Origin of the sequence: Alishewanella jeotgali KCTC 22429 (genome assembly GCF_000245735.1) — a bacterium.
In the GTDB taxonomy this organism is placed as follows: domain Bacteria; phylum Pseudomonadota; class Gammaproteobacteria; order Enterobacterales; family Alteromonadaceae; genus Alishewanella; species Alishewanella jeotgali.
In genome coordinates this window covers 64,460-86,219 of the sequence record NZ_AHTH01000002.1, presented here as the reverse complement: position 1 = coordinate 86,219, position 21,760 = coordinate 64,460, and the positions used below count along the sequence as shown (strand labels likewise).

The window sequence follows — 21,760 nt, the reverse complement described above, 5'->3', positions numbered from 1 at the left end:
CAAATAAAAAAGCGCCGCTAGCCGCCGGCGCTTTGTTATATTCATCTAAAACCGGCTGCGATGTGGATGCTGCAGACAGTTTTTCGAAAGCTGACTAGTTAAGCGGGATCCGCTTTGGTGCTGCTGGCGCAAACTCAGGCAATAATAACTGCGGATCCAGTCGCTTCTGGAACCAGTTTATCCGCCAATCCAGATGCGGCCCGGTTACCCGACCGGTGGCACCCACTTCGGCAATTTGCATACCGGCCGTTACCGTATCGCCGACCGCGACATTAAAACGGTGCAAATGCATAAAGGTTGAGGTTACCCCCATGCCATGATCCACGATCAGGGTTAAACCGGAAAAATACAGATCTTCAGCCAGCAGCACCTTGCCATCCCAGGGAGCCAGTACCGGTGCCCCGACGGGTGCCGCAATATCCAGGCCAAAATGAGGATTGCGCGGCTGACCGTTAAAAATGCGCTGGCTACCATAGACGCCGCTGATCCGCCCTGCCGCGGGTTTTAATGGTGCATCCAGGAATAACGTTTTCGCAGTAAAGGTTTGTCGTACTTCTCTGACCCGCCGATTATCCCTTGCGATACGGGCAGTAACCTCTTTTGGCGGCTCAACATATTTTTGTTCGACGCCACTAATACGCTGAATATCATACTGGCGGCCACTAAAGGTCAGCGGGATCTGCTGCCGCTTCCCCTGATGTTCTACCGTTAACTGATGCTTAAGTGCGGCATCGCGACCAATGCCAAACACAAAATGCCCCTGTTCACTGACTGCCAGGGGCTGGTCGTTAAACCACACTTTAGCACCTGCCGGTACAGTGGCGCGGATCAGGCTACCCTGGGTTAACTGCCCGTCTAAAACCAGTTCTTTGGCACTGCTACTTGCCAGCGCTGCCCAGTTAAGGGCGCACAGCAATAGCGCCTTTGCCCACACCTTCATAAGCTACCACCTTATACGAATGAGTACTGTGCTGCGCCTTTAACGTATCAGCAATAAAGTCGGCCAGACATTCGACCGTGGTATCGCAGGGCACAATTTCACAATGGCTTTGCGGGATACAGAGTTCAAACCAGCCCTGCGACGCCTGATAGCGGAAACTGTAGTCCTGCGCGCCGGGGGTAAGATGTACCAGTTGCTCTGCCGCGACCAGATCGCTCTCGGTACCCAGGTAAATATCCTGCCAGCGCTCCGCCCACCCTTTATTGAGTTTCGGCGCCAGCATATTGTTTTCATAAATCTGAATGGTCGAGCGGTGACCATGGGCAATGCGCTGACAGTTACCGTCGTGCTTTTTCAGGCCATGGCTGTAGTGATAATAAAAACCACTGATATTTTCCGGGCGCAACGTCAAAGTTAGCTGCTCGACATTGGCTGGTAGTAACGGCTTAATTTGTTGCTGTAAAAATGCCGTTACCGTCGCTTCATTGATTTCAGTACCAGGGATCACAGCAAAAGCCTGCTCAGGACAGGCTAACTGCAGCAAACCGCGCTCACTCTGATAACGCAGCAATGTTAGCTCGCCGGCGGTATCCAGCTGCAGCGCCGGGCACTCTGCCGCCACCGCTAATTTATGGTCAACCAGGCTATCGATCGCCTGCTTAATCACCTTTTTCACCTTGCCAAAATCAAACACCATAGCGGTATCGTCCAGCGCGCCCTGTAATTCGACATCGACGATATAACTCTCACCCAGCATGCCACGCTGGCGGTGCAGATAAGAGAAGTCGATAACGGTAAGATCGCGGACAAATAAAATCATGCTGAATTCCTGGCTTGGCTAGTCACTGATCCGCGCAAGGGCGTGATCAAAATACGGCCGCCATTATAGCGCGAAGCAGCAGCAGCGTGCAGCTATTAACGTTTATGCTCATTTAGCCAGCTATTCAAAATACCAATTTGCCCAAGCTTATGCGCGGCGTACATTAAACGAATCGCATTGCTGAGCAAGGTACTGTCGTTCCACTGGGTTTTTTCAGCAATTTCCTGATAACACTGCAATGCCTCCGGCGTTAAATAGCCGCGCAGCTCTTTTTTACCACAACCCTTTTGCCGCTCCCGATAGCGCCGCTGCTTTTCGGCATTACTCAGCGCCCTGGCCTTTTCATCACTCATTACACCCTCAACTTATCCACAGCGCTCTGGTACCAGTATGAACTGGAACCAGATAGGGATGTCAGCTTAACTCTACGGAAATTTGTCACACCCCTGACCAATTTTCTGCGATAAAAATGGCAAAGTTGTACAAATCGGACTTGTCTGGCGTACAGCTGTTCGCTAAGCTGACGCAGCATTTTTATTGGACTAAACATACATGACTAAGAATAGCTTTACAAAAGAAGATTTAATCGCCTGTGCCAATGGTGAACTCTTTGGCCCGGGCAACAGCCAACTGCCGTCAGACAATATGCTGATGATGGATCGGATTGTCCATATTTCAGAAGAAGGCGGATTATATGGCAAGGGCCAGATTATCGCTGAACTGGATATCAACCCGGATCTTTGGTTCTTTGCCTGCCATTTTAAAGGTGATCCGGTTATGCCGGGTTGCTTAGGCTTAGATGCAATGTGGCAGCTGGTGGGCTTCTTCTTAGGCTGGTCAGGTGGCCCGGGTAAAGGCCGCGCGCTTGGCGTGGGTGAAGTGAAGTTTACCGGTCAGATTCTGCCAACGGCGAAAAAAGTCACTTACACCATCAATATGAAACGGGTGATTAAACGTAAGCTGTTTATGGGTATTGGTGATGGTGTGGTGAGTGTCGATGGTCGTGAAATCTATGCCGCAACCGATCTGAAAGTGGGTTTATTCCAGGATACGTCAAGCTTCTAAGCGCTTAGCCCCTTAAACCAGAAAGCCCCGCTAGTTAACGGGGCTTTTGCGTTACAGGCCGTAATCAGGCACCTTTGTTAAATAATCCGACATTCCTGTCTGCCATCGCTTCCCGCCAACCTCCTAGCCATTCTGAGCGGGCATCTAAACTCTGATAAGGGCAAATTTCTTTTGAGCGGCCGGTAACACCAGCGCGGTAACCTTGAGCATGAGCACGTTCCAGACGATCACGTTTTTGTCTTTTCATACGGCAGTCTTCCTCAACTTTTTGTGTTTTTTGAACAGTAACAAAGTTGCGCCTAACACAACAATGTTACAGTTTATAGATAGCCAATATGACCGGAAGGTTCAAACCCAAATTGAGTAATATATTGCTTGACTTCTGCTAAGCACATGAGATGTCGATACAAAAGTTTGAAAAGCTTGTTAGACCAAAATCATCTAAAGAAAATGATTTTGATTACCTAAAGAAAAACCCCAGCACTCATTCAAGCACTGGGGTTTAGACTCAGTAGAAGTTAGCGCGAACGGCGGTAACGCACCAGAGATAGCGCACCTAACATCAGCAACCAGAGTGCCGAGCCACTACCACTTTTACGTTCGTATTGGCGGTCTTCTGCACCGCAATTAGCCGGTTGACCATTGGGGATCGGTCTAAGCTTAACCGCAGTAGCTTGCTCTTCTGTGATAACCTGGCCTGCATCATCTAATTGCTGTTGCCCTTTCGCATCTAAACGCGGGCGGCGGACTAAAGCTGTCGCCATCACTTCGCCGTTATCGTTAATCGCTGTAGCGTCAACTATAGTGTAAGGCGCATCACAACCCACCAGATCATTCAGATCCCGGAAACTACCATCCCGGCTGTCGTACATAAAGCCATGGTAACGCCGACTTACCGTACCGCCGATAATCACCTCTGCTCGGCCAACGACCTGGCCATTATTATTAATGGCCCGAGGTTCTGTAGTAGAGCTGCTGAAAAAGCCATCAACAAACTTTAATTCCTGATTGTCAATATTATAGGTAAAGAGTTTTGAGCGTACCGCACTATTAATACTTCTGAACGCATAGCCTGTTACCAAGCCTTGGTTATTAATGTCTACCGCGATACTGGCTAACCAATCTTGGGTATTAATAAACCCTTTAACATCATCTTGCTGATAAATAGTGGCATGAGGAGCAGAATAAGCACGACGATATTCAAAACCAAAGTTATCAAAATAACGAATAATTCGATCAACATCCGTGTACAGCGAATGACCTACCGCAATACCATTATCATTTATCGCTGTCGCTCTGCTGTAATAGGTTGGTGCAGGATAGTCTTCTGACTCAGGAGCAATACCCCCGTTTCCTTTTTCACCTAAATAACCAAGGGTACGAATTAAGCTGGCAGTGCCATTATCATTAACTTGCCACAACGCCGCGCGTTCTTGGTAACCCTGCGGTAAAATATCAACGGTTTGGACTCTGCGAATTTGGTCTAGCATACTCGCCAAACTAACAGAGCGGTTCGACATAGAAAGATTTAAACAATACTGTAATGGCTGCGACCGCCCGGTACAAATGGTATTAACCGCTGTTTTTACATCGTCAGTAACGCCAGCTGAAGTAAAACCTGCTACCACACCACTATTATTAATATCCTGTGCGGCCGACATACCCCCCCCCAGCTCAGTTATCGCCGGCGGTAATACAATAGTCTGATTATCACTAACAACATAACCTAGCATATAACCAGGTTGTGGCACCCAGGCCATAAAGGGTTGCGGGATCACCGGGATTTCTGGCTCAGGCGTGTCCTCGGGTACAGGCTCTGGTAAAGGTTCAAATCTGACTTTCTGCGAAGGTGCAGTGGCAACCACAACTAACTGGCCAGCATTATTGCTTGCGTAAGCAAACTCGGTGTTAGTGCGCGTTTGGTTAGTGTCGCGAATAATGAGGCCGGTATTAACGCCATTCTGCGGCTTGTTAAACACCCGGGTAATACCAATAGGTTGGTTCCGTACTGAAGGAACGTTAATCAAATAACTTATTAATATATTCTGCACTGTCGCATCGATGATACCATTTTTCGCATCAGCAAGTTGTTGCTCAGTTAATAAGCTCTTTATTACGTCGCTATCAAAATCAATGGTCTCAAGATCAAGTGGCACATCCAGAAAAGTGCTGCCATTGGTCACAACGGCGCCCTGTAAGGTTGCAGCAGCGCCGCTGGTGGCACGGACTTTATTATTGGTATCTAATTCAACAATCTGATACACCGCGGCTTGCGCCGAGAACATGGTCAGCAACGGCAATACTGCTAAGCTGATCGGTGATAATTTCATTAACGGGCCCCTAAAAATTTACGATATTGCGGCTTCTAATTCTTCCCAGCGCTGATACGCCTGCGCCAGCTTCGACTCGGTTTCTTGGATTAGGTTCAACCTTTGCTGGGTGTAGTCTGCGCTGTTCTTAAAAAAATCGGCATCATTCACTTCAGTCTGTAAGGCGCTAAGCTGCTGATCCAGGCTTTCAATCAGCGCCGGCAGTTGCTCTAATTCACGTTTCTCTTTGTATGATAACTTCTTAGCGCTGTTAACAGAAGCCTGCGCCGGTTTTTCCTGCGCATTAGTTTTAACTTCGGCTACCGGCTCAGCTTTTTTTGCGGTGAGATCAGCGCCCTGCTTCGCTTGCCAGTCCAGCACATCGTCATAACCGCCGGCAATTTCAATAATCCGGCCCTGGCCAGCAAACAGCAGTGAGCTGGTCACGGTGTTATTGACAAACTCACGGTCGTGGCTGACCAGCAAGACGGTGCCCTGATATTGTTCCAGAATATCTTCTAAAAGCTCCAGGGTTTCCACATCCAGATCGTTGGTCGGTTCGTCGAGGATCAGCAAATTAGAGGGTTTAGCAAAGAGCTTGGCCAGTAATAAGCGGTTTTTCTCACCACCGGATAAGGCGCGCACTGGCGTGCGGGCCCGCAGCGGTGGAAATAAAAAGTCTTGCAAGTAACTTAAAACATGCCGGCTTTGGCCATTTAAATTGATCTCCTGCTTACCGTCGGCGACGTTATCCTGCACCGTCGCATCTAAGTCGAGCGCCATCCGGTGCTGATCAAAGTATGCTACTTCCAGATTAGTGCCACGCTTGATCTCGCCACTATCTTGCTGATAGTCGCCTAATAACAGCTTAATCAGCGTGGATTTACCGACACCATTTGGGCCCACTAAGGCCACACGATCCCCACGCATTACCAGTAAGTCGAGGTCGCGAATAACCGGTACACCATTAAAGGCATGGCTGAGTTGTTTGGTTTCAAACACCAGCTTGCCGGATCGCGCCGCTTGCTCAATCGCAAAATCGACCTTGCCTAACTGCTCTACCCGCGCCGCTCGCTCACGGCGTAGCGCTTTTAACGCTCTCACCCGGCCTTCGTTCCGGGTGCGGCGGGCTTTAATACCCTGGCGGATCCAGACTTCTTCTTCGGCCAGTTTTTTATCGAACAGCGCATTAGCTTGCTGTTCGTCTTCCAGCATTTTTTGTTTGCGATCCAGATATTCCTGGTAGTTACCCGGATGTGAGGTCAATAAGCCACGGTCAAGATCGATAATCCGGGTGGCTAAAGCACGGATAAAGGCGCGGTCGTGCGAGATAAAGATAATGGCACCGGCAAAGCTCTTTAAAAAGCCCTCCAGCCATTGAATGGCAGCCACATCCAAATGGTTGGTCGGTTCGTCCAGTAGCAGAATATCGGGTTTGGCAATTAACGCCCTCGCCAGCGCAGCTTTGCGTAACCAGCCGCCAGATAAGGTGGCTAAGCTGGCGTTACCATCCATATCAAACTGCTGACACAGCATGTCAACCCGCGCTTCTAAGCCCCAGCCATCGCGGGCGTCGAGCTCACTTTGCAAGCGCTCAAATAACCGGTACTCAGCATCGCCGGCACCGTCCAGATTCTCAGATAAGGTATAAAACTGCTGCAGCTTTTCTGCTAAATCACCGGCACCTTCACGGATAAAGTCGGCAATTTTGACGTCCATTTTGGCTGGCGGGTCTTGCTCTAACCGGCTTAGCACCACGCCGTTAGTCATCACAATTTGACCATCATCCAAATTTTGCTGACCGGTCAGCAATTTTAAAAAGGTCGACTTGCCGGCGCCATTACGGCCAACCAGACACACCCGCTCACCGGTAAATAAACTAAAATCCACCTTATCCAGTACCGGGTGGGTACCAAAGGCCAGGCAAGCCTGCTGAAAACGTAATAACTCCACGTTACCCTATCCTGCTTTAATCGGTTGTTGTCAGATCCAAAGCGGCTAGCCAGCTGGCTAGCGCACTGTGATCAAAAGGCCAATACAGTAATTGTTCCTGCCCCTGCGCATCACTGGCTGCCAGCACCGGAATATGCACCCGAAAACGGGCAAATAACGCCTCATCATCGACGATATCCTGTACCTGCAGTTTATCGGCCAGGCCAGCTTGCTGAACCAGGGCTTCGGCCTGTTCACACAGATGGCAACCCCAGGTGCTGTATAGGGTTAAATCACTCATGGCCGGGTTAGCTCAAAACAGACATGAATATGCGGGTTGCGCTTAAAATCTTCCGGTAAGGTCGCAGCCGAGATATCTTTCACCTGCCAGCCGGCTTCCTCAAGCGCTGCGTAATCGAGCTTAAAGCGCCGCTTATTATTGGAAAAAATCACCTTAGCGCCCGGCGCCATCTTGCTAATCAGCATATTCAGTAATTTGACATGATCGCGCTGTACATCCCAGCTATCTTCCATCCGTTTCGAGTTAGAAAAGGTTGGCGGATCGACAAAGATCAAATCAAATAAATTCCGGCTGCGGGCGAGCCACTGTAAGCAATCTGCCTGTTCAAACTGGTATTGTTTACCATTAAGACCGTTCAGCATAAAGTTGCGTTTAGCCCAATCCAGATAGGTGTTGGACATATCAACGGTAGTCACACTGGTCGCACCGCCAATAGCCGCATGCACCGAGGCACTGCCGGTGTAGGCAAACAGGTTTAATACCCGCTTGCCCTGCGCTTGTTGCTGCAGCATGCGGCGGGTAATACGGTGATCTAAAAATAACCCGGTATCCAGATAATCGCGCAGGTTGACCCAGAACTTAGCGCCATACTCTGATACTTCTTTATACTGGCCTGCTTTAGCAAGTGCCTGATACTGGTTAGTACCCTTTTGCTTTTCCCGCACCTTCAGGATCATCTTATCCGGGCTAATCCCCAGCACCGTTGGTACCTGATTAACCACATCGAACAAGCGCTTCTGGGCAATTTGCTCATCGACGGTGCCGGGCGCGGCATACTCATGCACGACCACCTCGCCGTCATACCAATCTACCGCGACGTTATATTCCGGAATATCGGCATCATATAAGCGGTAGCAGCTTAAGCCTTCGCGTTTGGCCCATTTTTGTATCGCTTTTAAGTTTTTCGCCAGCCGGTTACCAAAGGCGCTGCTCTCACTAAAAAACAGCGCTGGCGCGCTGGAGCTAACCTGCACCTGCTTTTCTGTGAGGTCAAACAGCGTAAACTCACAGTCCAGCGGGCCGTTACTAAATTTGTAGCTTTTGGCCTTAGATAAACGCAGCGCCCGCAGTAAGTCGCTGTTCGAGGTAATAATTGCCAGGCGCCAGCCCTGATAGTGGGTTTTTAGCGCCAGCGAGAAATTACTGTAAAGCGGGATCAGTGCCGGCAGATCGCCCAAGCGCTCGCCATAAGGCGGGTTAGTCACTATCACACCCGGGGTATCCGTCACGGCGCCTTTTAACGCAGTGGCATCGGCATAATCAAATTTGATCAAATTAGCCACGCCGGCACGGGCCGCATTTTGCCGGGCTTTACTCAGGCTGCGCTCGTCAGTATCCGTGCCCCAAAACTGGATAGTGTCGCCCGCAGGCAAGGCCTGCGCTTTAGCATCGGCTTTTAATTGCTGCCATACCGCGGCCCGAAAACCCGGTGCCCGCTCAAAGGCAAAACTTTCCCGCGCCAAACCCGGCGCCTGATTCAGACTGATTTGCGCCGCTTCAATTAAAATAGTGCCGCTACCGCAGAACGGATCGTACAAAGGGGTACCGGCTGTCCAGCCAGAACGCTTGAGTAAGGCTGCCGCTAAATGCTCTTTTAACGGTGCTTCGCCCTGCCCGGTACGGTAACCGCGTTGATGTAACGATGGGCCTGAGAAATCCAGCAGGAAGTGAAAATGCTGTTTATCCAGACGTACCTGAAACCGCACATCGGGGTTTAAGCGATCCACATCCGGCCGATCGCCGGTTTCTTCGCGAAACTGATCGACAATGGCATCTTTTAAGCGCATGCCGCCATATTGGGTATTATCAATTTTTGGATGCTTGCCAACACAGTCGACGGCTAAGGTTTGCCGCACCGACATTAACTGGCCCCAGTCGATTTGACTTGCGATCTGATACAGATCCGACTCGGCAGTAACCGGCTCCGACTGAATTAAGCGCAGGATCCTTGTTGCCAGACGTGACCATAAACATAGGGTGTAGGCCGTTTTAATATCGGCCTTAAAGCGCACTACGCCCATTGAGACCTTTAACACTTCACCCTGATAACTGCGGATCTCATCCGCTAACAGCTCTTCCACGCCCTTAGACGTTAAAGCCCAAAATTCCAGCATTGCAGCAAACCTTAAAATAAAATGGCCGCTAGTATAGCAGAATCGACAACCCCGGCGCCGCACTTTCTCAGCGTTGCGGGCAAGGTTGTTTCAGCGCAGCTTGGTAAGCATTTAGGCAGCACTAGCAGCAATAAACAGACGCTTTGCTTAGCAAATAGGCAACCGAACCAAATAAGCGAAATTAACGCTTGCGTATGTAAAGCGAAAGCTCTAAGATGCGCCCCGCAATGACGGACGCGGGATGGAGCAGCCTGGTAGCTCGTCGGGCTCATAACCCGAAGGTCGTCGGTTCAAATCCGGCTCCCGCAACCAATTGTGACTTGTTTATACCAAAGGTCATCAATTAACGTCTTGCAAATCAAATTATTACCTTCACTGCTCAAGGGTAATACACGGACGCGGGATGGAGCAGCCTGGTAGCTCGTCGGGCTCATAACCCGAAGGTCGTCGGTTCAAATCCGGCTCCCGCAACCACTTAACACACCTACTTAACCTATTGATTAACATCTAATTCCCTTTATAAGGGAAATATTTTGTTCCTAAAACCCCTACCCTGTGACGAATCTGTGACAACTTCGATTACCAATCAATAAATTTTCCAAAATCCTTGTACCGGAAAAAGAAAATTATTGACCTTTAGGTAATTTACCTCTGCACAAGCGCTCGTCACAAAAATCTGTGACAAAAATCGATCTTAATAGACGTTAATTAATCTCAAGCACTTTGGCACTAGAGGGTTTATTTACTATGTAAATTAGTAACTTGCTTTCTGAGGGGATTGAAAAGCGTAAAATTTTGGTTGTGCGGGTTTGTGACAAAACCATTCAGGCTTTATGTAAAAATTCCAATCTAGCATTAAAACAGACTGATATACCTCTTAATACCTCTTAGCCTGTTCAATAATCCTATTCAGTTGTCAGTTTTAATTACAGCCGTTACAGATGTTCTACTCTATGATCAATTGGTTAAAATCCGACAGTGGATGGTTATTACCTGCTACCTAACTTTATGACTAAACAATTTCCTTGTTTTTCCTGCGTTTCATTTCTTAACCTAATATACTAAGAGGTATGCTCCTGAAACTCAGCACGCTCTGGGTTTGCAGTATTACTGATTTTGATATGAGTGCAATTAGCTATTTTGGTAAATTTAACCCTTTAGCTTCCTTAATAAGGTCTCTAAGTTCTTCTATAGAATACGGCGGTGTGCGCCGATGCAGCATCCTGTGACAGTTTGCACAAACAGGCCTGAGATCTTTGATTGGATCAATTGTATACTCCTTATTAATATCGGCTAACCTACGGAGATGGTGGACCTCAATATAATTTGATCCTAATTCTCCATATTCAGATTTAAAATTAAAGTTGCAAACAGAACAATTATACTGGTAGTGACTAATACATTTTTGACGGGCATCGGCACTTCTATCATAAGTTTTAGTAGTGATTTTCTTTGGCTTGCCTTCAGTATAAATTTGAATGTCATCTGCATTTTCAGAAGTGAAAATATGTGGGGATTGTTTTTGTATTAGGTTAAATATTTCAATCGCGATTGATTCAGGAACGCTTGTACCACCCTTCTCAGGAGTCCAATTTCTATCGGGATACCTGAGTTTTAGGTCTTCAAGAGCAATCAGTGGCTCATCAGAGAGCGATTTAAATAGAAGATCATTAACAATTACTAATTTCCCCTCAGCAGCTTTTTTCTCATCCCAATGAGGTAATTCATAATAGTCAGATGAAACATAACCGCAACCAATTATACCTTTCTGCTCTACGTCCTTTCCAAGTTTTATTAGAAAGAAGACATCACCAACTTTTATCCTCTTTGTATTTCCGCAGCTCCAAGCAGTATCATATCTTTCACCGTTACAAATACGATACACTGCGTCCCCAAAATCAACCCATACCCACCGTTTAGGATTCCATGTATAGATATAAGCACTCATAATTGACTCACTTATTTAGTTTATTCGCTGAAAAATCTGAAGCATACTCAGAAATTGTTATGAGATTGCTCTCTGCTGCATTTACACAGTTCGGCATTACAAGCTGCAGCATCAAACCAACGGCAAAAAATTTTCTTATTTTGTACTCCAGCAAAGGGATAATATAGAACTGTTCTTTTGATTATTCATCGTTAAAAACACCCTGCCAAATCACTGGGCTCTATGGTCGGATTCGCTACTACCGCATCACTTAGGTCAACTTTGTTTGCTAATAAACCATTTAAATGCTGATCAAAGGAACGCAGTTTTGGATGTAACGCCATAGGGATATAAACATTTACATCACGGGTTTGGCCAATTCGATAAACCCTGTCGGTGGCCTGAGCTTCTTTGGCTGGGTTCCAGTGTCTCTCAACATGAATAACGTTATTTGCACCAACAACGGTTAACCCAACACCGGCAGCTACCGGAGACATAACAATCACGCCGAAACCTGCGGCAGTTTGGAAACGATCGATTATGGCTTTACGGGTATGCGTTTCGTATTTGGTTGCCACGGCTTGAGTATCACCGTTGATGATTTCAACTTGCACCTTAAAGATACTGGTCACCAACGCACAAATATAAGCTTGAACAGCTTTGGTCTCTGCAAATACCAAGACCTTCTCAGCTCGCTTTTCAATTTCTTTAAGTATGGCAACTAAGGATTGCAGCTTTACAGATAACTGCGCTTGCTTTAACAGTTCATTACTGACTTTGGGGATCGCCGCTTTAGCATCAATTTCATGATGAATACTGGCAACCTTTAACTTGCGTAAACTCGGTAGAATTACCATACGCTTTTCTTCAGGTTTGCAGGATTTAACACTGGCTATTATGTCGTCGTAATAGGCAAGTTGCGGGCCTGACATCACTGCTGACAACACAGGTAAATAACTACCTTCATCCGCTCCAGCATCACCACTAAAAATCCGCTTTTCTGGTAACCCCTTTAGCTTTTCCGCTTTGGTGCGCCGCAGCATGTAGTCACCCACTTTTTTCCGTAACTCACGCCCAACATCAACCCTTACTTGGTTAACTTGCTCTGTAGAAGCCGACAAAATCGGTGCAATAAAATCTTTCCTAAATGCTTGCCAGGCTCCAAGTAATCCCGGAACTGCGGTATCAAATAAGCACCAAAAGTCCTTAAGCGTATTCTCTACAGGCGTACCAGTAGCGAGTAATTTAAAATCAGCTTTTAGTCCTTTGGCTGCCCGCGTAGATAATGCATTGGGATTCTTTAAATTTTGCGCTTCGTCAAAGGCGGCAATACTCCAATCTACCCGGCTTAAAGAAAATTGATAATCCCTTAGTGTCTGGTAGGTTGTTAATACCAAACGCCGTGGCAGATCCAATCGATCAGAGCCATATACTTTACCGATTTTAAGCGCATAACGAATCGAATCTGCATCCTGAATCAAATCGTCATCTACAAATTCCTGTAAGGTTTCTCGCCCTGCCCCTTCCAGCCTGAAGCGGCTTAAATCGCCCCCTGCTTGCAAAACCACAATGTCACTAAAAGGTGATTGATTAAAGGTTACAGCTACCTCAGCTTGCCAGTTTTCAATAAGACTTAATGGGGCAACAATCAGTACTGGTTTTTGTGGCTCGTTAAGTTGATTACAACGTCTATACCATTCTGCAATGGCGACTAGTGTCATATAGGTTTTACCCAACCCCATATCATCAGCCAACATTGCCCCACTGGGCTCGCCTGTACTTTTAATTTGCTCTAAATGCGCCAGCAACCAACGTACTCCCTCATCCTGATGTGGAAAAGGTAAGCGCTGAAGATTTTCAGAGGTAAAGGTAATTTGTGATAAATCAAGGCCTGTCACTCGTGAGTCTTTACTGTACTCAATACTGTCATCGTTACTGTCTATCGCAACAACGGCTCTTTCAGTGGTAGTAACAATTTCTTCATCGGTAAGCCCCTGCTCGGCTGGTTTCGGGGTAAGCCTGCCCTCATCAATAGCCAACTGAATATCATCAAGTGTGCTTTGAACTTTTGGCTTATCAGAAACATCAATAGTGCAGCCATCAACATCAATCATGTCAGCGCCGGTCTTCTGAGCATCCGAAAATAATGCCCTAACCTCATCAAGTTTCTGCTGATCATCAATAATGGTAGTAAGCTTTTCAACAGGTTCAACAATATCGTCTGTATTGCCAAACCAATTTACGCCAGATTTCTCCACGTCACCGAAATAGCGCTGACAAAATTTTTCAGCACCATGCACCCGCAACGAAAAGCCAGTATCTAAGTCGATTAATGCTGCATTTAAATAGGCAGTAGGCGACTTCAAAAAAGAAGCCACCTGTGCCTTAGGGATGCGTCTATTAGTTAGAATTTCTTTTGTGGCTTCCAGCCTTTGCTCATCCAGTAAAACAAATTTATTTTTTACTCTAAGAATACACTGTTTATCGTCAGAGCCGACTTGCCCAAGCCGGTTATGGATATCATCAATATTTACTCCTGAACCAAAAGAGGGTGTCAGTATTAAATCACCGTTAGGTAAGGTATCAACAGCTACACCAACTTTCTCAGGCTGGAAAACTTCAAGGTTCTCGAAATGCGCCAGGTTAATTTTCATACCTGCTCGCTTTGCTAATTGCAGTTGGAACACTAACCAATTATTTTCATACTCACCACGCTTATCAGCAGCTAAGCCTTGATGAAATTTAAGTGCCTGCAAAGCACGCCACTCCGCTGGCTGTAACATATACATTTCGTTATCAGCAAGCTTTAATAAAGGGCCGAAAACAGTAAAACGTGGAACACTATCGCCACCAGGTAGCATCAACTCAAGGGCAACGTTAAATGCAGCTTTACCTGTGTTACCTTCAAAACGGGTATTAAAACTGCCGGGATAAAAATCAGGAAAATCAAAGAGCGTAATAAAGTCTTCACCCAATCCCACAATATCTTGCGACAAGATGGTAAAGCCATCAGCGTTTCTTACTGCCTTGTTTTGCTCAAGCATGCCTTTTAGGTAAGCCAATTGCATCCCAAAATAGGGGTTTCTAATAGCATAACCTTCTTCGTCAGCAAGCGCTTTACGTTCAATAATAAAGTCGACACCTTCAACCGGATCTATGCGCCAGTGCAACAAATTTGTTTGCCCTGATGTTCTAAGACCTCGAATAAGATCGCGGATCCCCATACTAACTCACCCCAAACTTCGACTTATATTCCCGATAACGCGCCGCACCAATTAACTCATATGCGGAAACAGAAATGCCCTGCTCAGATAAAAATTGAATAGCATTGTGCTGCCAATTTAAGTGCACATCATGCGTTAATTCTGCTATGCCGCGACGCTTGCCAAACTCTTCCGTATAAATGCGGACGATTTTAGAGCGAAATTCATAATCAAAATAAAGCCGCTTACTGTAATCCAGCAGCTTAAATTGGCTTGGTAAAGTATCTAATAACTTAAGTTTAAAACTATGGCTCCCTTCAATCATATGCACTTTGCCAGCAAGATTTAGATAAATCATTGACGTTTCTGGGGAATCTACTAGCGCGTACTCTGGAAGCTCTTCTTTCTTAAAGGATTTTCGAAGATAATGTTCGGCATGTCGGCTTAAAAACAAACGAGATTGGCTTACCAACCCTTGCTCTAGCAAGCCCTCCATAAACTGTTTACGGGGCTCAAACATACGCTCCATATCTCCAATACTGCCATCACGAGCACTTTGCTCCAGCACTTTCAAAAACAGCGCAAGATCGAAACGGCTTAACCAGCCACGCATTAAGCCAATACGCTGTTCGCCTAATAATACCCACCATTTTTGATAATTAGGGCTAGAGGTTGGTACTCGCGGATCTCCGGCAATACTTAAGATAACACTCTGCCAGGCAGGTGAAATTGGTGAACCTGCAGCACGATCAATTAAAATCTCCAATACCGCATGGCCTAGCAAATGGCTGTCATCAATTGGGGCGTTAATGACTTCTGATTTTACAACCTCACTTAAAATGTCATGCTCAGCACCAACAGGTATCGTTTTTAATGTTTCAAGGTAATATTGGTAGCGACACAAAGTAAGAAAACGGCCATGACTAAAAGCATTTAACCCCAGCTCACGCAATACACCATCCAAATCACTTTGCTTGTTTCTGGCAAATGCAACCACCTGCGCTGGGCCACTTGCGGAAAACAATACTGCTGCATGCTTAACGTAAGAGGCTAAGTCACTTAGCGCAGCTGACAACTTTAGCTGACTAAGTTGCGAACAAATCAAAGCGCGCCAATCCGCTAATACCTGGGTGTTGGCGATAGAGTCATAGCGAACAAAATAAGCACGAATCAACTGGAGCAAAGATAACTTACTAATGGGGTCACGGGGCGCTATCAACACATCCAGCTGAGCACGGGTTAAAGAAAACTGCCTGATAAACTCTTCTGAAACCCCAAGCAAAAAGGTAAAGGCCCTGACATCAACGCTACTTGTAATATTGGAGACGAGCTTTTCAGGCTGCTTTTGCAGCACAATATTGAGTAATTTAAGGCAAGCTTTATGAAATGAATCAGAGCCAGTTCCCGCTTTACGGCCAATCTGTTTTACCTTCTTCTCAGCATCATGTATCCGCGTAAAATCAGAAGCTTTCCAATCCGGCAGCTCAAAGGTTAAATCTGGCAAGCGCATCGTTAGTTTATCACCTGTTTTACCGCTTGGTATTCTTCCAATGCAGGCCGACGCACGGTAAAGCGAATATCAATTCTTCGATTTTTGCTATGCGATTCTTCAGCAGTCATAACACCATCCGGACAGATACTGCTATCAGCTACCTCAGTACTTCCCAATGAACAAGGTATAGGCCGCGTTTCGGCAAAGCCACTAACTGAAAATAGCGGTTTTCCAACATGGTTAGTTAAAGCATCAAGGCGATAATTTTCCGCCATGGCCTCATTCCAATAATTCCACACAGAAATAGCCCGGAATGTTGAAAGCCCCCAGTTACCTTTTATCGCATTGTTACGAAATGGAACGGGATCGGTATGCCCCTCAACAAAAATGGTATCCAGATATTTCCAGCGCTCTTCCTTGGTAATGCTGTTAAAAAGCACACGGCCGATATCCAAAGCATTTTGCTGCGAACGCGCATCATCCGGAATGTCAAACCGCCCCTGGGCAAAGGTAAGAACATCTTCAGGAATGCGCAAAACCGTATCGTTATCGCTTATTTTCACCGGAATATTCATGGCGTTAAGTTCTTGCTCTATTTCGCGCAGTAAGTCTTTTCTTACCTGTTCTGCTTTTGCAATTTCCCGAATTGCCTCATCCCATTGCTCACTTTTTTGTGTCAGCTCCAGAATTAACGCTACGGCTGCCAACACAAAAATTACCAGCAAGCCCGCCATAATGTCTGAAAAAGAAATCCAATATGGGTTCTCTTCATCCACCTGATGGCTGCTTCCGCGGCTATTTAGCCCCCTCATACAGCAGTACCTTCATGACGGCGACTGACTTTGCCATCGATTTCATCAACAACACTGTTTAGTGCACTAACCGCATTTGTCATCGCGCCAATATAGGCTGCGGTATGCTCATTCCAAACATTTAACCTGGCAACAGTTTGATCTTTCACTCTGTCACTGTAAGAAGTCAGTAAATCTGCCACCTGTCGTTGTACTTCAGCCAAATGCGTCTGTAACGACTGTGACAATGCATTAAAGTGTTTATCCACAGCAGTTAATCCATTCTCAGCTTTACCTGATGCCTCATTTAACGTGCTTGATGCTTGAGTAATCTGATCGCCAGCCCGATTTAACCCTGCAACAACGTCCTTAAACATTTCAGCTGACTCAACGTTGTTTTTGGTTACTTCATCGGCGTGCTCAAGAGCGGCAGATAATTGCTGGCCAAAGGTATCAATAGCCGCTTTAAGATTAGAAGAGAGCAAACCTAATTGGTTTGAACCGGCTTTTAATTCGCTGGAAACCATTTGCATAGCAGAAGTGGCATTTTGATGACTGCCAGATAGGGCTTCAAATCTATCAATAACGGCGCGTAAACCACTTAATAGTTCAGTGTTTTGTTGTTGCTGTACCGCCAATACATTATCAATGCCTTGCGTTACCCGCTCTTGAGCAGCCTGGAATACCGAAAGTTGGTCTTGCAGTTGTTTCTGCCTAACTGCATCACGGTTTTGCTGTGCTTCAACTTGCCCGCTTAACTCACCTTGTACATTTTTTAATGTACTAGCGTTTTGTTCCGCCAACTCAGCAAGCTGGGCTTTCATGCTGCCCATAAAGTTTGCCAAATTAACGGTAAGCTGCTCTTGCCGTTGTTTTTCCTGCTCTTGTTGTGCCACTTGCTGTTGTTGCAGAAGCTGCTGTCTTGCTGCCTCTCGGCCTTGCTGCTCAGCCATTTGTTCTGAAAACGCGGCTTGTACGGATTTTAACGTAGTAGCGTTTTGCTCAGCCAATGCAGATAACTGCATTTTCATGCTCTGCATAAACTCATTAAGATTGGTATTGAGTTGTTGCTGGCGTTGTTGCTCTTGTTTAGTTTGCGCTTCAAGTTGCTGCTGAACTGAACTATTAACCTGGTTTAACACCTCAGCATTGCGTTGCATAAGATTATTCACTTGACCGTCTAACTTAGCGGTAAACTGGTTTAAACCCTCCGTCATACCAGTAGAGGCAGCTGCAATATCTTTTGCCGCCTGCTCCATCATCGCTTTTTGTGAATTTCCGGCAGAGCCAATGCCTTGTAAGAAGCGATCCAATAAGGATTCCAGCGCCTTTTCAGAGCCAGAGTGTGCATTATTGACGAGTCGTTCAATTGCTGGCCCGAGTATGGTGTTTAGGCTATCCGCCACGCTAGCACTGATCACATTAGAGGCTTCTTTCATCGCCTCTTGCATTTTGTGCCCAATCTTTTCATCCAGCGCAGCTAAGCTCTCGTTACTCTGGCGGGTAAAGTCTTCAATATTTGATAGGCTTTGCTCAGCAGTAATACGCGGATATAAATAGTCCACTTCATTCTGGAATGAACTGATGGCAGAACGAATATTACGCTCAAGGCATTTTTCAAAAAAGTTAAACAGCACACTGATTAACACACCCCATACTGAGGTCATAAAGGCTATCGATGCCCCACCAATCATGCCGAAAATACCGTGGGTTAGATCATCTACTTTGGCATTGGCTGGGTCTAACGCGCCCAAAGGCCCCAAACCAAGCTGCAAGCCTGCAAAAGTACCTATAACGCCAATAGCGGTAAGAAAGCCTGGTACTGCAGCCAACAAACGGTTTTCGGTTAAGCCGCGTGAAATAGTGTGAGTATTAAAAAAGTGAGCGGCATCAAGCGTATTACAAAGGCGTTGCTTTTGTGGAATATGCACCAGAGACTCATCAAACTCCCGCCATAGTCGGCCATAAGTCTGATTTTGTAAGGCGGTATTGATTAACTCACGGCGCTTATCTAATAACTGCTCAACCGTAAGCCCTTTTAATAAACGCTTATAAAAACTCAAATGACGACTTGCTCTAATATAGTTAACAAGCGACATCACTGAAAAGATAATGGCTAAAGCAAAAAGCGCCGCAACAAACGCCGCACTTAAGCCCTCTGCTGAGGTAAAATCGCCAGCCCACAGCCTGGAAAACTCAGGCCATAATTTTATTAAACTATAGTTAGTCGTATCTATTTTGCTGTCCATGCTCATTATTGCATTTCCCAGTTGTTATTTTATTACTTATTGGTACTTACTAAAAAGTTAGTTAGTGCCAGATTTGTTGGTGGTACTGTTCATTACGTGTAAATTGAGTTTATTTAAACGTAGTTTTAATAGTAACCAACATTCTTTCAGCCAAATTTGGTTTCACATGGTTTAATTGTTCGTTACCACAAGATGGGCACTTCTCGGGCACTTGACCAGGAAAACGGACATCACCCATAGGAGGAAATAGCTTGCTCCAGCCGCAAGAGGGGCAAATAAGCTTAAAAGCTGGTGTTAACAATGGCATAAACTGCCCTCTAAGTACTTTTCAAACAATATTAACCGCATACAATCAAGCAACTTTAATCGCGGGTTAATAGCAATTCTTCAGCACTATTATCTGATCTTCTGATAGTTAAGTGACATGCTAATTAACGAGCTGATTTGCCTGCAAAGTAAACAAAACCTCAACTCGACGATTCCGGGAATCGCTAGGTGAAAGACCTTCTAACGGCCTTGAATCACCAAAACCCGCAACAATAACTCGTTTTGATGTTTTATCATTTAACTCACCTATAAGCACCTTTCTGACTTCCCTAGCTCTTGCTGCTGATAAGGTATAATTATCGTCATACACAGTGCAAAATCTTGCATAATCAATAACTGGTCTTCTTACTGGAATGTCATCAGTAAAACCTTCTACATAAATTTGAGCGGCGGTATTTAAAGCTAAAAATTCTGCCAATAAACCACTTACTGCATCCACTGAAAGCCTTGCTTGTTCGGTAAGGCAAGCACTTCCACGCTCAAAAACACCATCTTTTAATGTAAGACGGTTAGTAATGAGATCAACAGACATCAATTCCGAGAAATTATTATCAGCTAAAACAGCTTGCAAAGATAACCCGACAACCTTTATTGGGTCTTCAGCCTTTTGCCTAGCGTTTGCAAGTTCTTGCTGTAGTTGCGCTTCACTGAAATTTTTCTGAAGTACTGCAACTACAAGTAAAAGCATTACAACAGCAAGGACACCTGCCATTAGATCTGAAATGGCAACCCACTCATTTGGTTTCTCTTTCATTGCGATTAGACCTTGGAATCAATACCAGATGAACTACTATGTAATAATTTACGTTGTAATTCGGAGCGAATTAGAGATGATTGCTTTTCAAGATGCTGCAATGAATTTTTAATCGAATTAATTGGTTCATGGTATCCCTCTAAATTTTTAATCGACGTTAAATGATCATTTATACCATTTAACTTTAAAAGGGCCCGGTTTAATTTGTCAGAAATTGACTCTATTGGTTCGATTAACTTACCAAAAGTACTCAGTGTCTTAGTCATTTCTTGAAGTTCTTTCATGGATGCGTCTAGCTTACGATACACGCCAGCTTGTTCACGATTTGACTCAGATATTGCTTTTAAACCAAGCTCAATTGGAGTCGTTAGCTTATGTGTCATATCTATTGAGCTTTGGGTTTTTTCTGCCAAAATATTACTAGATAAAATAAATTGTTGGGATGATTTCTGTTGTATCTCAAGGGCTCTATTAATTGAACCTTGGACTTGTTGCATTGTCCCTTGTACATCTTCAGATAGTTGACCAAGAGCGGAGGATATTTCCGAAGTGGCAGCATGTAATTTGTTACTTCCAGACTCCAGAGTATGTGCGGCCTGCAAGCTCATTTCATTAATAGCCTTTCCAAGGTCAGAGCCTATTTGGTCTAGAACTTCAGTAAATTTAGATTCAAATGATTCTACGGCACCAACCAATCCACTTGAAGCAATACCAACACCTCTCGCACCTTCCGCCATTTGAGAGGATGCTTTAGACATTTCTTCGACAAGTGTGCGGGTGTTGGTACTAAATTCTGAGATCGTTTTTGAAGATATCTCTAATTCAAAACGAATGGCGTTTAATAATTTCGCATTACCGCCGAACCCATTATTAATAACATTGACTAATTCTGATGACCGTTCCTGTGCTTTCTGATTGTTTTCAACAATTAGATCTGTAAGTGTACTGAAATTATTATTAATTGCGTTCACTAAAACTGAAAGCTGAGTATTACTATGAGAGAAAAAGTCATTCAATTTATTTTCACGGGTATTCTGCCGTTCAATTCTTAAATCTTCTTGTTTAGACAAAACTTCCAGCATACTAGCAATGCTTCCAGTAAACGCAGCAATAGTTTGATGAGCACTATCTGTTATAGCCTGCACCATACGAACATTTTTGGATTCATCTTCTAATTTAATGACCTGCTTTCTAAGATCTAGCTCAACCTTAACTTTTCTAATGACCCAGGAAAGTCTCTTTTCTTCAAATCGAGTAATCTCACTCCAAGTTTTCAGGAGTATAAAACCAATGATACCCCAAGTAGATGTCTTGAACTTTGTTCCTAAGCCCTGCAACATATTCAACAAGTTTTGCATGCTGTCAGAAGCTGCGCTAGTACTCAAAGCATCTGGTTGGCTTAAGATATTTGAAGCGTTGTTCAAAGCTAGCCCCAAACCCAAAAAAGTCCCTAACAAGCCAATAATCAACAACAACCCTGGCATCTGAGGTATCCCCAGAAATTTTGTAGTTATAATAAAAATTTAGGTGATTAGG

At 45.3% G+C, this 21,760-nt stretch carries 16 protein-coding genes and 2 tRNA genes; 3 read left to right on the top strand and 15 right to left on the bottom strand.

Features of this window, described 5'->3' with window-relative positions; translation table 11 throughout:
• Positions 1 to 94: 94 nt before the first annotated feature.
• The 3 genes from AJE_RS00565 to AJE_RS00555 form a co-directional block, all read right to left on the bottom strand.
• Positions 95 to 940: a M23 family metallopeptidase gene (locus AJE_RS00565; RefSeq protein ID WP_008949196.1), complete on the bottom strand. Its 846-nt coding sequence runs from the start codon at positions 938 to 940 to the stop codon at positions 95 to 97.
• Complete coding sequence (locus tag AJE_RS00560) at positions 900 to 1,760, bottom strand: 6-pyruvoyl trahydropterin synthase family protein (protein ID WP_008949195.1); 861 nt, start codon at positions 1,758 to 1,760, stop codon at positions 900 to 902. Before AJE_RS00560 ends, AJE_RS00565 begins: the two co-directional genes overlap by 41 nt.
• Before the next feature lie 95 nt (positions 1,761 to 1,855).
• Positions 1,856 to 2,113: a hypothetical protein gene (locus AJE_RS00555; protein WP_008608567.1), complete on the bottom strand. Its 258-nt coding sequence runs from the start codon at positions 2,111 to 2,113 to the stop codon at positions 1,856 to 1,858.
• A gap of 199 nt (positions 2,114 to 2,312) precedes the next feature.
• Here AJE_RS00555 and fabA point away from each other — a divergent pair, with 199 nt between their 5' ends.
• Entirely contained in the window at positions 2,313 to 2,825 is a 513-nt protein-coding gene (fabA, locus tag AJE_RS00550; RefSeq protein WP_008608568.1) for a 3-hydroxyacyl-[acyl-carrier-protein] dehydratase FabA, read from the top strand.
• A 64-nt stretch (positions 2,826 to 2,889) separates the two neighbouring features.
• Here the strand turns inward: fabA and rmf are convergent, their stop codons facing one another.
• The 5 genes from rmf to rlmKL form a co-directional block, all read right to left on the bottom strand.
• The gene (gene rmf, locus AJE_RS00545; protein ID WP_008949194.1) at positions 2,890 to 3,072 is read right to left on the bottom strand and encodes a ribosome modulation factor; all 183 of its coding nucleotides are present in this window, start codon (positions 3,070 to 3,072) and stop codon (positions 2,890 to 2,892) included.
• A gap of 271 nt (positions 3,073 to 3,343) precedes the next feature.
• Entirely contained in the window at positions 3,344 to 5,155 is a 1,812-nt protein-coding gene (locus AJE_RS00540) for a DUF3466 family protein (protein ID WP_008949193.1), read from the bottom strand.
• An 18-nt stretch (positions 5,156 to 5,173) separates the two neighbouring features.
• Entirely contained in the window at positions 5,174 to 7,087 is a 1,914-nt protein-coding gene (gene uup / locus AJE_RS00535) for an ATP-binding cassette ATPase Uup (protein ID WP_008949192.1), read from the bottom strand.
• 16 nt (positions 7,088 to 7,103) lie between these two features.
• Positions 7,104 to 7,367, bottom strand: a complete 264-nt coding sequence (locus AJE_RS00530; protein WP_008949191.1) for a glutaredoxin family protein — start codon at positions 7,365 to 7,367, stop codon at positions 7,104 to 7,106.
• Entirely contained in the window at positions 7,364 to 9,481 is a 2,118-nt protein-coding gene (rlmKL, locus tag AJE_RS00525; protein ID WP_008949190.1) for a bifunctional 23S rRNA (guanine(2069)-N(7))-methyltransferase RlmK/23S rRNA (guanine(2445)-N(2))-methyltransferase RlmL, read from the bottom strand. The genes AJE_RS00530 and rlmKL overlap by 4 nt, the downstream gene beginning before the upstream one ends.
• Before the next feature lie 235 nt (positions 9,482 to 9,716).
• Between rlmKL and AJE_RS00520 the strand changes: the two genes are divergently transcribed.
• Positions 9,717 to 9,793 (top strand) — tRNA-Met (locus AJE_RS00520).
• Between the two features lie 85 nt (positions 9,794 to 9,878).
• Positions 9,879 to 9,955: transfer RNA gene (locus AJE_RS00515), tRNA-Met, on the top strand.
• A 661-nt stretch (positions 9,956 to 10,616) separates the two neighbouring features.
• On the opposite strand, the gene AJE_RS17905 is transcribed toward AJE_RS00515, so the two are convergent.
• The 7 genes from AJE_RS17905 to AJE_RS00480 all read right to left on the bottom strand — a co-directional run bounded on the left by AJE_RS17905 (position 10,617) and on the right by AJE_RS00480 (position 21,708).
• Entirely contained in the window at positions 10,617 to 11,429 is an 813-nt protein-coding gene (locus tag AJE_RS17905) for an HNH endonuclease (RefSeq protein ID WP_008949189.1), read from the bottom strand.
• A gap of 191 nt (positions 11,430 to 11,620) precedes the next feature.
• On the bottom strand, positions 11,621 to 14,632 hold the full coding sequence (locus AJE_RS00505) for a DEAD/DEAH box helicase (RefSeq protein ID WP_039927828.1): 3,012 nt from the start codon (positions 14,630 to 14,632) through the stop codon (positions 11,621 to 11,623).
• 1 nt (position 14,633) lies between these two features.
• Positions 14,634 to 16,121: an EH signature domain-containing protein gene (locus AJE_RS00500; RefSeq protein WP_008949187.1), complete on the bottom strand. Its 1,488-nt coding sequence runs from the start codon at positions 16,119 to 16,121 to the stop codon at positions 14,634 to 14,636.
• Between the two features lie 2 nt (positions 16,122 to 16,123).
• Positions 16,124 to 16,879, bottom strand: coding sequence for an OmpA/MotB family protein (locus AJE_RS00495; protein WP_237709270.1), 756 nt, complete (start codon positions 16,877 to 16,879; stop codon positions 16,124 to 16,126).
• Between the two features lie 32 nt (positions 16,880 to 16,911).
• A complete protein-coding gene (gene zorA / locus AJE_RS00490) occupies positions 16,912 to 19,143 on the bottom strand; it encodes an anti-phage ZorAB system protein ZorA (protein WP_202799361.1) in 2,232 nt (743 codons plus the stop codon).
• 427 nt (positions 19,144 to 19,570) lie between these two features.
• Entirely contained in the window at positions 19,571 to 20,224 is a 654-nt protein-coding gene (locus tag AJE_RS00485; RefSeq protein ID WP_008949184.1) for an OmpA/MotB family protein, read from the bottom strand.
• 5 nt (positions 20,225 to 20,229) lie between these two features.
• Positions 20,230 to 21,708, bottom strand: a complete 1,479-nt coding sequence (locus tag AJE_RS00480) for a hypothetical protein (RefSeq protein ID WP_008949183.1) — start codon at positions 21,706 to 21,708, stop codon at positions 20,230 to 20,232.
• Positions 21,709 to 21,760 lie beyond the last annotated feature (52 nt).

Bases quoted from the DNA above. Each gene is read 5' to 3' on its own strand.
- AJE_RS00480 (WP_008949183.1), bottom strand. From the start codon at position 21,708: ATGCCAGGGTTGTTGTTGATTATTGGCTTGTTAGGGACTTTTTTGGGT.
- AJE_RS00555 (WP_008608567.1), bottom strand. From the start codon at position 2,113: ATGAGTGATGAAAAGGCCAGGGCGCTGAGTAATGCCGAAAAGCAGCGG.
- AJE_RS00540 (WP_008949193.1), bottom strand. From the start codon at position 5,155: ATGAAATTATCACCGATCAGCTTAGCAGTATTGCCGTTGCTGACCATG.
- AJE_RS00500 (WP_008949187.1), bottom strand. From the start codon at position 16,121: ATGCGCTTGCCAGATTTAACCTTTGAGCTGCCGGATTGGAAAGCTTCT.
- AJE_RS00485 (WP_008949184.1), bottom strand. From the start codon at position 20,224: ATGAAAGAGAAACCAAATGAGTGGGTTGCCATTTCAGATCTAATGGCA.
- AJE_RS00560 (WP_008949195.1), bottom strand. From the start codon at position 1,760: ATGATTTTATTTGTCCGCGATCTTACCGTTATCGACTTCTCTTATCTG.
- zorA (WP_202799361.1), bottom strand. From the start codon at position 19,143: ATGGACAGCAAAATAGATACGACTAACTATAGTTTAATAAAATTATGG.
- AJE_RS00530 (WP_008949191.1), bottom strand. From the start codon at position 7,367: ATGAGTGATTTAACCCTATACAGCACCTGGGGTTGCCATCTGTGTGAA.
- AJE_RS17905 (WP_008949189.1), bottom strand. From the start codon at position 11,429: ATGAGTGCTTATATCTATACATGGAATCCTAAACGGTGGGTATGGGTT.
- fabA (WP_008608568.1), top strand. From the start codon at position 2,313: ATGACTAAGAATAGCTTTACAAAAGAAGATTTAATCGCCTGTGCCAAT.
- AJE_RS00505 (WP_039927828.1), bottom strand. From the start codon at position 14,632: ATGGGGATCCGCGATCTTATTCGAGGTCTTAGAACATCAGGGCAAACA.
- rlmKL (WP_008949190.1), bottom strand. From the start codon at position 9,481: ATGCTGGAATTTTGGGCTTTAACGTCTAAGGGCGTGGAAGAGCTGTTA.
- rmf (WP_008949194.1), bottom strand. From the start codon at position 3,072: ATGAAAAGACAAAAACGTGATCGTCTGGAACGTGCTCATGCTCAAGGT.
- AJE_RS00565 (WP_008949196.1), bottom strand. From the start codon at position 940: ATGAAGGTGTGGGCAAAGGCGCTATTGCTGTGCGCCCTTAACTGGGCA.